The organism is Mesorhizobium sp. M7A.F.Ce.TU.012.03.2.1, assembly GCF_004006095.1.
In the GTDB taxonomy this organism is placed as follows: domain Bacteria; phylum Pseudomonadota; class Alphaproteobacteria; order Rhizobiales; family Rhizobiaceae; genus Mesorhizobium.
The window spans coordinates 1328141-1339762 of sequence record NZ_CP034779.1 but is presented as its reverse complement, the minus strand read 5'-3'; the positions used below and the strand labels follow the sequence as shown (position 1 = coordinate 1339762).

The following is an 11622-nucleotide window of genomic DNA, read 5'->3' as shown; positions in this document are numbered from 1 at the left end:
GGGGCGCCTTACTCCTTGCGCGGCCTTTCGGCCCGGCTGCCGGAACCCCACAAGGCACGCTTCAGCAGGTTGCGCTTGCGTGGGGCGAGGTTGATGTCGCTGACAAGCTTGGCGCCGCCCTCGCGCCGTTCCAGGGTGATCTTGCGGCTGTGGAAGGCTTCCAGCTCGGCCCGGTGCGCCACACTGATGATGGTGACATCAGGCAATTCGCGGATCACCGTCGCCATCATGGTGTCCTGGCTCTTCTCGTCGAGCGCCGAGGTTGCTTCATCCAGCACGACGATATCGGGGCGGTGCAGCAGCAGGCGCGCGAAGGCGAGACGCTGCTTTTCGCCGCCCGACAGCGTCTGGTCCCATGGCGCTTCTTCCTTGATCCTTTCGGCAAGGTAGGCGAGGCCGACCTTGTCGAGGGCGGCCTTGATCTGTTTGATCGTCCACTTGTCCGCCGCCGCGGGATAGGCGACCGCGCGGCGAAGCGTGCCCGAAGGGATGTAGGGGCGTTGCGGCAGCATGAACAGTCGCCTGTCGGCGTGGAAATTGACGCTGCCGCCGCCCCACGGCCACAGGCCCGCGACGGCCCGCACCAGCGTCGACTTGCCCGAGCCGGATTCGCCGGCCACCAGCACCCGCTCACCGGGTTCGATCGCAACCTCGGTCTCCTTGACCACGGCGGTGCCGTCGTCGAGCGTGACGGAGAGATCGTCGAGGCTGAGCATGGCACCGTCGTCGGTTTCGCCGTGCTGGATGCGTCCAAGCGCATCGCTCTGCTCCGCACGCTCGAGCCCGTCGAGCGACATCATCAGCGAAGCTACGCGCCGCGCGGAGGCGTTCCAGTCGGCAAGACGCGGGTAGTTGTCGACCAGCCATCCGAACGCGCCTTGCACGATGCCAAAGGCGGACGCTGCCTGCATCACCTCGCCAAGCGTCATTGAGCCTTCGAGGAATTTTGGAGCGCACAGCAGGATCGGCACGACCGGCGCAAACAGGCTCGATCCCTGCGACACCGCCGCCGTGCGCATGTGCTGGCCCGTCAGCAGCGCCCATTGCCTCAGCACATGGCCGAAATTCCTGTCGATGCCGCTGCGCTCCTCTTCCTCGCCGCCCAGCAAGGCGATGCTCTCGCCGTTTTCGCGCACGCGCGTCAGCGTGTAGCGCAGTTCGGCCTCCGCCTGGTTCTTCCGCTCGGAGAGCTGGACGAAATTGCGGCCGATGACCACCATCGCGGTCGAGGTGATGGCGGCATAGATCATCGCGGTGATGACCAGGAAGCCGGGAATGGTGATGCTCTCGCCGCCGATCGGCAAAGTGAGCGCGCCGCCGATGGTCCACAGCACGACGATGAAGGTCGAGGCAGACAGGAACGCGTTGAGGACGCCGGCGATGAAATCGACCGGCGACTCGGTGGCGATGCGCAGATCCTCGGTCATGCGGGCCTCGGGGTTCTGGTGGTCGCCGCCGACGAGATTCAGTTGGTAGTAGCGGCCGCCTGCCAGCCAGCGCGCGATGACCGCGGTGGTCAGCCAGGAACGCCAGCGGCGCTGGATCGTCATGCGCAGGTAGACCTGCGCGACGACAAGGCTGCCGCTGCAGATTACCAGCGGCACGAAGACGGCGCTGAGGAAATAGACGCTGCGGGCGTTGCGCTGCTCGAGGGCATCGAACATCGAACGGTTCCAGACATTGATGCCATACTGGAAGCCGATATTGATGCAGATCAGCAGCAGCACCCCGATCGTCAATGGCCAGGCAAGCCGGTCGCCGCGCCGGCTCCAGTAACCGCGCGCGCTGATCCAGAAACGCCGCAGCAGATATTTCTTGCGCTCCTGCTCGGCCCCTTCGGGCGTCAGTTGCGGATCGGGCTCGACAGCATCCGGTGGTGGCCCCGGCTGGCCGTCGACCTCCGGGGCAGCTTCGGCACTCGACAGCTTTTTTTCGCGCAGCTCCTCGTGGCGTGGCCTTTGGTCACGCGGCGCTTTCTGTGGCGGCTTCAAGGCACCGCGCGGTTTGATGCCGTCGGCCTGTTTCAATTTGGGTTTCGCCTCGGACATACGCTCCGACAACGACCTCAAAATCAAAAGGTTTCATGACGTCAGCCGACTTGACCTGATATCAACGCACAGTGTCGGAGCCGGCCGCAAAAACCTTTTCGCCGCCGATCCAGACGCCCTTCGTGTCGAGATCGTCCGACAGCGCGACAATATCCGCAGCCGTGCCGTTGGCGAATCGGCCAAGCCGGTGCGACTGACCGATTGCTTGCGCCGGATAGAGTGAGGCCATGCGCAAAGCTTCGGAAAGCTCGACCCCGACGACCCGGTGGATGAAACGAACGGCCGAGATCATGTCGAGATCGGCGCCCGCCAGCGTTCCGTCGGCGAGCCTCAGGCTGCCGTCCCTTCGATAGATGGTGCGGCCGTTGAGCGTGAACGACGTCATCTCGGTGCCGATTGTCGCCATGGCGTCGGTGACCAGCACGATCCTGGCCGGCCCCTGCTTGGCGCGCAGCGCGATCTTGATGGTGGCCGGGTCGACATGGATGCCGTCGGCGATGAGACCGGCCGACAAGGTGCCGATGTCGATGGCCGCGCCCGCCAGGCCAGGCTCTCGGTTGCCGATCTGGCTCATCGCGTTGAACAGATGGGTGATCATCGAGGCGCCGGCCGCGGCAAAGGCGCTGGCGGCGGCATAGCCGGTATCGGAGTGGCCAAGGCTGACGATGATGCCCGCTTTGGCGAGCACCGCGACGCGCGCCGGCTCGACGGATTCAGGGGCAATGGTGGTGAGCAGCAACGGTAGTTTTTGCCGCGCGGCGATCAGCATCGCCTGATCGGCATCCGTCATCGGCCGGATCAGCACCGGATCATGCGCGCCCTTGCGGGCGACCGACAGATGCGGGCCTTCGAGATGCAGTCCGAGAAACCCAGGCACCTTCTGGCGCGCCGCTGCCTCGCCGGCGGCGACAGCGGCGGCCGTGATTGCAGGCGTGTCGGTGATCAGCGTCGGCAGCAGCGCCGTCGTGCCGAAGGGCGCGTGCGCGCGGCAGATGGTCTCGATTGAAGCGACATCGGGGTGGTCGTTGAGCATGACGCCGCCGCCGCCGTTGACCTGCAGGTCGACGAACCCCGGCGCCAGAAGGCCGCCACCGGTGTCGACGACGCGGATATCCGAGGGGATGGCACCAGTGGGCAGAATGGCCTCGACGAGACCGTCGCGCACGACAAGTGCGTGGCCTTCATGCCAGTCGTCGCCGTCGAAAATCCGGGCGCCAGTCAGGGCAAAGCGATCGCTCATACTGTCTCCGTCACCTTGCGAAGATTGCGCGGCGTGTCCGGATCGAGACCGCGATGGCGGGCAAAGGCCTCGACGAACATGTAGAAGGAGACGATCAGCGTCAGCGGATCGGTCAGCGGATGGCCGGTGGCAACATGCGGCAGGCGCACGGCGCGTTTGGCAAGCGCGGAGGTGACGAACACCGGCGCGCCCTTGGCCGCCAGGCTGTCGGCGGCCTCGGCAATGGACGGTTCGGAGGCGTCGCGCGCAGCCAGCGCCAGCACCGGAAAATCGGGGCCGATCAGCGCCAGCGGGCCGTGCATGACTTCGGCCGCGCTATAGGCTTCCGCATGCATGCCGCAGGTCTCCTTGAATTTCAGCGCCGCTTCATTGGCCATCGCTGCCGACGGTCCGCGGCCGAGGATGAACAGCGACTTCTGCTTCTCGATCGTCTCAGAGAGCACGCTCATCCAGTCGCAGGCGATCGCCTTGCTGAAATGTTCCGGCAGGCGGGCAAGTGCGGCCAACAGCGCATCGTCGCCGGTGGCGTGCGCCATCAGAGCGAGGCCGGCGACCGCCGAATTGATGAAGGTCTTGGTGGCCGCCACGCTGCGCTCGGGGCCGGCCAGGATATCGATCGCATAGTCCGAAGCACGCGCCAGCGGCGAATCAGCGGTGTTGGTGATGGCGACGGTCAGCGCGCCCCCCGCCCGCGCGGTTTCGGCCATGGCGACGATATCGGGGCTCTTGCCCGACTGCGAGATCGCCAGGCAGGCCGAGCCGGCGAGCCTGAGCTTGCGGCCATAAATCGAGGCGATCGACGGTCCGACAGACGCCACGGCCAGGCCCGCGGTCAGCTCGACGGCGTATTTCATGAAGGTGGCGGCATGGTCGGACGAGCCGCGCGCCACGGTGACGACGAACTGCGGGTCGCGTTCCCTGATGCCGCGCCCGGCCTCGGTCAGCACCGCGCCGGAGCCGTCGAGCAGGCGGGCGACCGCTTGCGGGACCTCCTCGATCTCGCGCCGCATATGGGTCATTTCTGCCGACATGGTCGGCTCTGTCGTGCTCATGGTCGGCCCTCTTCGCTCGGCCCGGTCAGCCGCAGTTCGGCGACGAAATCATAGGCGTCGCCCCGGTAGATGGAGCGGGTGAATTCGATCACCTTGCCGCTCGCCAGATAGGAGATGCGTTCGATGTGCAGGCCTGCAATGCCTGGCGGCACTTCGAGCAGGCGCGCGTCGCTGTCGCCGAGATTGGCGGCGGAAATGCGCTGCACGGCGCGCACCGGCCGGTTGCCAGTCAATTCCAGCGCCGCATAGAGCGAGGAGCCTATATCGGCCGGGTCGGGCAACACGCTGGCCGACAGCGAGGCGCGCTCGATCGCCAGCGGCGTGTCGTTGGCGATGCGCAGGCGCGCCACGCGCGCCACCAGTTCGCTCGAGGACAGGCCGAGCACCATCATCTCGTCGGGCGAAGGTGCGTAAAGGCCGCGGTCGAGCCATGCCGAACGCACAGCCATGCCGCGCCGCGCCATGTCTTCGGTGAACGAGGTCAGCCGCGACAGCGACTGTTCGACACGCTCCATACGCGGCGCCACGAAAGTGCCGGAGCCGTGGCGCTGCACCAGGATGCCGCCCTTGACCAGATCCTGCACCGCCTTGCGCACGGTGACCCGCGAAATATCGGCCTTGGTGGCGATGTCGCGCTCGGAAGGCAGCGCGTCGCCCGGCCCGATCAGGCCGCGATTGACCGCGTCCTCGATGCTCTTGCGAAGCTGCAGATAAAGCGGCGCGCCGCTTTGCGCCTGATGTTTTAGCGTGGCGAAGATCTGGTCGGCGGCCTCGCTCATCGAGTTGCCTCCGCGTGTCCGGCGAAAAGGCGGACCGCCATCTGCACCGCGCCGCCCAGCGCGTCGTCGAGCGGCGGCTTCAGCAGTGCCTGGTAGCGGGCAGACAGGCGCGGCGCGTAGAGCGGCGCCAGCCCGCCGAGCAGGCACAGCGGCGCGTCGTCAGCAAGGTCGAGCGCGCCGAGCGAGGCTTCGACATCGGCGACCACCCTGTCGAGGATCCAGTTGGCGACGCTGTCGCCCTTCTCGGCATGCTCGAACACCTTGGGTGCGAAGCCGCCGAAATCGCCCGGCTTGGCATTGGTGGTGAATTCGACGACGTCTTCCGGGTTGTTGCGGAAGACGGCCAGCATGCTGTGCGTCAGCGGCGAACCGGCGCGAACGCCGTCATAGGCAAGCAGTGTCTGTTCGAGCAGGTCGCGGCCGATACGGGCGCCGCTGCCCTGGTCGCCGACCTGGAAACCCCAGCCGCCGATGGCCCGCGATTTGCCTTGTCTGCGCGCCATATAGGCGGTGCCGGTGCCGAGGATCGCCATGGCGCCGTCACCCGAGCCGACAGCGCCCTCCAGCGCGATCTCGGCGTCGGTCTCGACGCGGCTGATGCTGAACGGCAGGATCGCTTCGAGCTGCTGCCGGTAGGTGCCGACATTGGCGCCGGCCAGCCCGAGAATGGCCGGCGTCCGCGGGATCAGTTCCGGATTCTGCCCGGCGGCGAGAAACGCCTGCCGCGCGGCCTCGACGATGTTCGAGCGGGCGCCGGTCAGGTCGGTGCGGATGTTGGCGGCGCCGCTTTTGGCGCGGCCGATCACCGTGCCGTCCGCCGTTGCCAGGGCGGCCCTGCAGCTGGTGCCGCCGCCATCGATTCCGAGCACGAAATTCACGTGATTTCTCCTCCGGGCGGATAATACCAATAAAATACCAATAGCCAAGGGTTAATTTCCGTTTCAAAAAGATTAAGCCGTATTTTATTGAAAAATCTGAATATTTCGTCGACTCGACGCCTTCCTACCAGCGAATTCGTTAATGCGTGTGGACAAGTGGTATTTTTTTGGTATTGTTATGGTATTGGAGGAACCGGGATGGCCGAAACGCGCACCGAAGCGCTTCACAAAAATGCCGAGGGGCTGGACATCCAGGCCCCGGACACCGTCCTTTCCTATCTGGCCGATGCGCAGATCGAAGCCGCCAAGGTCGTGCGCCACGCCATTCCATCCATCGCCAGGGCCGCCGAGATCATTGCCGGCAGGCTGAACAGCGGCGGCAAGCTCGCCTACGCCGCTGCCGGCAGCTCAGGCCTGATGGCGCTGGCCGATGCGCTGGAGCTGCCGGGCACCTTCGGCATTCACCGCGACCGCATCGCTATCCTGATCGCCGGCGGCGACGACGCTTTCCGCACACTCGCCGGCGGGCCGGAGGACGATACCGAGGAGGCTGCGGCAGCGGTCGCCGAGGCCGGCCTCGGCAAGGGCGACTGCCTGATCGCCATTTCCGCCAGCGGCACGACGCCCTATGCCGTGCGGGCCATCGAGGAGGCTGCCCGCCGCGGCGCTGCCACCATCGGCATCGCCAACAACAGGGACTCTGCGCTGCTGCGCCAGGCACAAACCGCCATCCTGCTCGAAACGCCGCCGGAACTGATCGCCGGCTCCACGCGCATGGGCGCCGGCACCGCCCAGAAGATCGCGCTCAACATGCTGTCGACGCTGACCGCCATCCATCTCGGCCATGTGCATGACGGTTACATGGTCAATCTCATGGCCGACAACATCAAGCTGCGCGACCGCGCGGCGCGCATCGTCGCCGCCGTCAGCGGGCGCGGCACGGACGAAGCGGCCCGCCTGCTCGAGAAGAGCGGCGGCGCGGTCAAGACCGCCATTCTGCTCGCCGCCGGCGCCGACAGCACTGACGCGGCGCAGAAGATACTGGAAGAGGCCGGCCAGAAGCTGCGGCCGGCCCTTTCCGCGCTGGGGCATGATCCCGAAAAGTGGAAGCCGCTTTTCGGAAAAGATCATGCTCGAACAGAGAAATAGAGCCTGGTTCATCCCGATTTTCATCGGGGTGAAACAGGCTTGCGAGGGGTGCAAGGGCTCAAAAGCCTCTGTTCTCATCAAAACCGAACCTGAAAAAGGTCAACAGGGAGACTGAGCATGACAACGAAACTACTGACGGCACTGCTTTTGGGCACCAGCATTCTCGGCTCGGCCGGGGTTGCCTATGCCGAAGACGTAACGCTCAACATCGAAAGCTGGCGCGGCGACGACCTTGCCATCTGGAAGGACAAGCTGATCCCGGCTTTCGAAGCCAAGAACCCAGGCATCAAGGTGGTGTTCGCGCCATCGGCTCCGACCGAATATGACGCAGCGCTCGGCGCCAAGCTCGCCGCCGGCTCGGCGGGCGACCTGATCACCTGCCGCCCGTTCGACAAGTCGCTCGAGCTGTTCAAGAAGGGCAACCTTGCTGATCTCTCGGCGCTGCCCGGTATGGAGAACTTCTCGCCGGTGGCCAAGTCCGCCTGGCAGACCGACGACGGCAAGGCGAGCTTCTGCGTGCCGATGGCATCGGTCATCCACGGCTTCATCTACAACAAGGATGCCTTCGACAAGCTCGGCATCAAGGTGCCGGAGACCCGCGACGAGTTCTTCGCTGCGCTCGACAAGATCAAGGCCGACGGCACCTACATCCCGATGGCGATGGGCACCAAGGATCTCTGGGAAGCCGCGACCATGGGCTACCAGAACATCGGCCCGAACTACTGGAAGGGCGAGGACGGCCGCGCAGCACTGATCAAGGGCGAGCAGAAGCTAACCGACAAGGACTGGGTCGCGCCGTATGAGGAACTGGCCAAGTGGAAGCCTTATCTCGGCGACGGCTTCGAGGCGCAGACCTATCCGGACAGCCAGAACCTGTTCACGCTCGGCCGCGCCGCCATCTATCCGGCCGGCTCGTGGGAAATCGGCCTGTTCAACACCCAGGCGCAGTTCAAGATGGGCGCCTTCCCGCCGCCGGTCGAGAAGGCCGGCGACACCTGCTACATATCGGACCATACCGATATCGGCATGGGCCTGAATGCGGCTTCGAAGAACGCCGATGCGGCCAAGACCTTCCTGTCCTGGGTCGCCTCGCCGGATTTCGCCACCATCTACGCCAACGCGCTGCCGGGCTTCTTCAGCCTGAACTCCGCGCCGGTGAAGATGGAAGACCCGCTGGCGCAGGAATTCGTCTCCTGGCGCGGCAAGTGCAAGTCGACGATCCGCTCGACCTACCAGATCCTGTCGCGCGGCACGCCGAACCTCGAGAACGAGACCTGGGTTGAATCGGCCAACGTCATCAACGGCACCGATACGCCGGAAGCCGCGGCCAAGAAGCTGCAGACCGGTCTCGACAGCTGGTACAAGCCGGCGAAGTAAGAGCTCAGGCAACGGAACCGGCCGGGCGCAGGCCTGGCCGGTTCCGGACTACCTCGTTCAGAGTGCGCTTATTCAGATAGCGATTGTCGGCACCGCCTCCCGGCCTTACCCTCTCATCGGGGAAGGCTAGCTGATCAGTCGCAGGCCTTTGTTCTTGCCGCATCGGGCAGGAATGTTCGGGCCGTGCATCGAGGCATCATCTAGATCGATACCCTTTGGAACCGAGAGACGGCGGGGACCGAACTCATGGCCGCAGATATCAGACCGAAAAGATCGTTCCGCTGGCACATCGGCATCTTCCTGGCGCCGGCCGTGCTTGTCTACACGGCGATTATGATCCTGCCGCTCGCCGGCACGCTGCAGCTGTCGCTGTTCCGCAACATCGAGCAGCACCAGGTCTTCGTCGGGCTGCAAAACTTCCGCACCCTGTTCGGCGATCCCAACTGGTCGGTGGGTTTCTGGAACGCGCTGAGAAACAATGTCTGGTTCTTCATCATCCACATGATCGTGCAGAACCCGATCGGCGTCATGCTGGCGGCGCTGCTGTCCAGCCCGAAACTGAGATTCGCGGCCTTCTACCGCACGGCGATCTTCGTTCCGACCATCCTGTCCTTCGTTATCGTCGGCTTCGCCTGGAAGCTGATCCTGTCGCCGCTGTGGGGCGTGGCGCCGCATCTGATGGATATCGTCGGCCTGAAAAGCCTGTTCACGCCGTGGCTCGGCAAGGAGCAATATGCACTGACCGCACTCAGCCTGATCTCGGTGTGGCAGTTCGTCGGCATCCCGATGATGCTGATCTATGCCGCCCTGCTGTCGATCCCCGAAGAGGTGATCGAGGCCGCCGAATGCGACGGGATTACCGGCCTTTCACAGTTCTGGAAGATCAAGCTGCCGCTGATCCTGCCGTCGATCGGCATCATCTCGATCCTCACCTTCGTTGGCAATTTCAACGCTTTCGACCTGATCTACACCGCGCAAGGCGCGCTCGCCGGGCCAAACTATTCGACCGACATTCTCGGCACCTTCCTCTACCGCGCCTTCTTCGGCTTCCAGCTGCAGACCGGCGACCCCAATATGGGTGCGGCGATTGCCACGATGATGTTCCTGATCATCCTCGGCGGCGTCTGCGTCTACCTCTTCCTCGTCCAGACGCGCCTGCGTCGCTATCAGTTCTGAGGGGCCGAGAGATGAGCACCGCCACCCGTTCCGTGCCCCGCACCATCGGCGCCCACGCGATCCTTTTGACCTACACGGCAATCGCGCTGTTTCCGGTGATCCTCGTCATCATGAATTCGTTCAAGTCCCGCGCCGGCATCTTCGGCGCGCCGCTGACGCCGCCGACGCCAAAGACCTTCGACTTGATCGGCTACACGACCGTCATCGGCCAGGGCGACTTCATCCACTATTTCCAGAACAGCCTCGTCGTCACCGTCGCCTCGCTGTTCTTCGTGCTCCTGTTCGGCGCCATGGCGGCGTTCGCCCTGTCGGAATACCGCTTCCGCGGCAACTCGCTGATGGGGCTCTATCTGGCGCTCGGCATCATGATCCCGATCCGGCTGGGCACCGTCGCCATCCTGCAATTGATGGTGGCGAGCGGGCTGGTCAACACGCTGACGGCGCTGATCCTGGTCTACACCGCGCAGGGCCTGCCGCTTGCCGTGTTCATCCTGTCGGAATTCATGAAGCAGGTGTCCGACGATCTGAAGAATGCCGGCCGCATCGACGGCCTGTCCGAATACACCATCTTCTTCCGCCTGGTGCTGCCGCTGGTCAGGCCCTCGATGGCGACCGTCGCCGTCTTCACCATGATCCCGATCTGGAACGACCTGTGGTTCCCGCTGATCCTGGCGCCGTCGGAGGAAACCAAGACCGTGACGCTCGGCGCGCAGCTGTTCCTCGGCCAATTCGTCACCAACTGGAACGCCATCCTGGCAGCCCTGTCGCTGGCGATCATGCCGGTGCTGATCCTCTACGTCATCTTCTCGCGGCAGCTGATCCGCGGCATCACGTCCGGAGCCGTCAAGTGAGTTCTGAAACACCTCTTCGCGTCGTCGTCGCCGGGCTCGGCAATATGGGTCGCAGCCATGCGCTGGCTTATCATACCAATCCAGGTTTCCAGATCGGGGCGCTGATCAATCGCTCCGACGTGCCGCTGCCGGACGGGCTGTCGGGTTACGGCATCAGGCGCTCCTTCGATGAGGCATTGCGCGAGGAAAAGCCCGATGTCGCCTGCATCGCCACCTATTCCGACAGCCATGCCGACTATGCGGTGAGGGCGTTCGAGGCCGGCTGCCACGTCTTCGTCGAGAAGCCTTTGGCAACGACGGTGGCCGACGCCAGGCGCGTCGTCGCGGCGGCGAAGGCTAACGGCAGGAAACTGGTGATCGGCTACATCCTGCGCCATCACCCGTCCTGGATCAGGCTGATCGCCGAAGCCCGCAAGCTCGGCGGGCCCTACGTGTTCCGCATGAACCTCAACCAGCAATCCTCGGGCCACACCTGGGAGACGCACAAGCAGTTGATGCAGACGACGTCGCCGATCGTCGACTGCGGCGTGCACTATCTCGACGTCATGCTGCAGATCACCGATGCGAAGCCGATCGAGGTGCGTGGCATGGGCGTGCGGCTGTCCGACGAGGTGGCGCAGTCGATGTACAATTACGGCCATTTGCAGGTGCTGTTCGACGACGGCTCGGTCGGCTGGTACGAAGCCGGCTGGGGTCCGATGATTTCGGAAACGGCGTTCTTCGTGAAGGACGTCATCTCGCCCAATGGCTGCGTGTCGATCGTCATGAAGGAAGGTGTGAAGTCCGATGACATCGACACCCACACCAAGACCTCGACCATCCGCCTGCACAGTGCGGCGACCGGCGCGGACGGCAAGTTTCTCAACGCCGACGAGATGCTGTCGATGGAGGGCGAACCCGGCCATCAGGATCTCTGCGACCTCGAACAGGCCTTCGTGCTGAAGGCGATCCGCGAGGATCTCGATCTCACCAAACATATGGACGACGCGGTCAAATCGCTCGCCGTCTGCCTTGCAGCCGACGAGAGCGTGCGCAGTGGCACCGCCGTCAAACTCTAGAACAGGGACGAAGC

General features: G+C 64.5%; 10 protein-coding genes. 5 read left to right on the top strand and 5 right to left on the bottom strand.

Annotated features, from left to right (window positions below; all coding sequences use genetic code 11):
- Positions 1–8 precede the first annotated feature (8 nt).
- From EJ079_RS06470 to EJ079_RS06450, 5 genes are all read right to left on the bottom strand, one after another.
- Complete coding sequence (locus tag EJ079_RS06470) at positions 9–2048, bottom strand: ABC transporter ATP-binding protein/permease (RefSeq protein ID WP_127808426.1); 2040 nt, start codon at positions 2046–2048, stop codon at positions 9–11.
- A 61-nt stretch (positions 2049–2109) separates the two neighbouring features.
- A complete protein-coding gene (gene nagA / locus EJ079_RS06465) occupies positions 2110–3288 on the bottom strand; it encodes an N-acetylglucosamine-6-phosphate deacetylase (RefSeq protein ID WP_127808425.1) in 1179 nt (392 codons plus the stop codon).
- The gene (locus EJ079_RS06460; protein WP_164873926.1) at positions 3285–4319 is read right to left on the bottom strand and encodes an SIS domain-containing protein; all 1035 of its coding nucleotides are present in this window, start codon (positions 4317–4319) and stop codon (positions 3285–3287) included. Before EJ079_RS06460 ends, nagA begins: the two co-directional genes overlap by 4 nt.
- 17 nt (positions 4320–4336) lie before the next feature.
- Complete coding sequence (locus EJ079_RS06455; RefSeq protein WP_027040192.1) at positions 4337–5119, bottom strand: GntR family transcriptional regulator; 783 nt, start codon at positions 5117–5119, stop codon at positions 4337–4339.
- Entirely contained in the window at positions 5116–5997 is an 882-nt protein-coding gene (locus EJ079_RS06450) for an N-acetylglucosamine kinase (RefSeq protein WP_127808424.1), read from the bottom strand. Before EJ079_RS06450 ends, EJ079_RS06455 begins: the two co-directional genes overlap by 4 nt.
- A 198-nt stretch (positions 5998–6195) precedes the next feature.
- On the opposite strand from EJ079_RS06450, the gene EJ079_RS06445 reads away from it, so the two are divergent.
- From EJ079_RS06445 to EJ079_RS06425, 5 genes are all read left to right on the top strand, one after another.
- A complete protein-coding gene (locus EJ079_RS06445) occupies positions 6196–7146 on the top strand; it encodes an N-acetylmuramic acid 6-phosphate etherase (protein WP_127397589.1) in 951 nt (316 codons plus the stop codon).
- Between the two features lie 117 nt (positions 7147–7263).
- On the top strand, positions 7264–8523 hold the full coding sequence (locus EJ079_RS06440) for an ABC transporter substrate-binding protein (RefSeq protein ID WP_127321312.1): 1260 nt from the start codon (positions 7264–7266) through the stop codon (positions 8521–8523).
- Between the two features lie 246 nt (positions 8524–8769).
- Complete coding sequence (locus EJ079_RS06435; RefSeq protein ID WP_127397587.1) at positions 8770–9699, top strand: sugar ABC transporter permease; 930 nt, start codon at positions 8770–8772, stop codon at positions 9697–9699.
- An 11-nt stretch (positions 9700–9710) separates the two neighbouring features.
- Positions 9711–10550 carry a carbohydrate ABC transporter permease gene (locus EJ079_RS06430; RefSeq protein WP_127380895.1) on the top strand — a complete coding sequence of 280 codons (840 nt, stop codon included), beginning with the start codon at positions 9711–9713 and terminating at the stop codon, positions 10548–10550.
- The gene (locus tag EJ079_RS06425) at positions 10547–11608 is read left to right on the top strand and encodes a Gfo/Idh/MocA family oxidoreductase (protein ID WP_127808423.1); all 1062 of its coding nucleotides are present in this window, start codon (positions 10547–10549) and stop codon (positions 11606–11608) included. The genes EJ079_RS06430 and EJ079_RS06425 overlap by 4 nt, the downstream gene beginning before the upstream one ends.
- The last annotated feature ends 14 nt before the right edge of the window (positions 11609–11622 follow it).

Coding starts and splice junctions, on each gene's coding strand:
- EJ079_RS06440 (WP_127321312.1), top strand. CDS start 7,264: ATGACAACGAAACTACTGACGGCACTGCTTTTGGGCACCAGCATTCTC.
- EJ079_RS06445 (WP_127397589.1), top strand. CDS start 6,196: ATGGCCGAAACGCGCACCGAAGCGCTTCACAAAAATGCCGAGGGGCTG.
- EJ079_RS06430 (WP_127380895.1), top strand. CDS start 9,711: ATGAGCACCGCCACCCGTTCCGTGCCCCGCACCATCGGCGCCCACGCG.
- EJ079_RS06460 (WP_164873926.1), bottom strand. CDS start 4,319: ATGTCGGCAGAAATGACCCATATGCGGCGCGAGATCGAGGAGGTCCCG.
- nagA (WP_127808425.1), bottom strand. CDS start 3,288: ATGAGCGATCGCTTTGCCCTGACTGGCGCCCGGATTTTCGACGGCGAC.
- EJ079_RS06470 (WP_127808426.1), bottom strand. CDS start 2,048: ATGTCCGAGGCGAAACCCAAATTGAAACAGGCCGACGGCATCAAACCG.
- EJ079_RS06435 (WP_127397587.1), top strand. CDS start 8,770: ATGGCCGCAGATATCAGACCGAAAAGATCGTTCCGCTGGCACATCGGC.
- EJ079_RS06455 (WP_027040192.1), bottom strand. CDS start 5,119: ATGAGCGAGGCCGCCGACCAGATCTTCGCCACGCTAAAACATCAGGCG.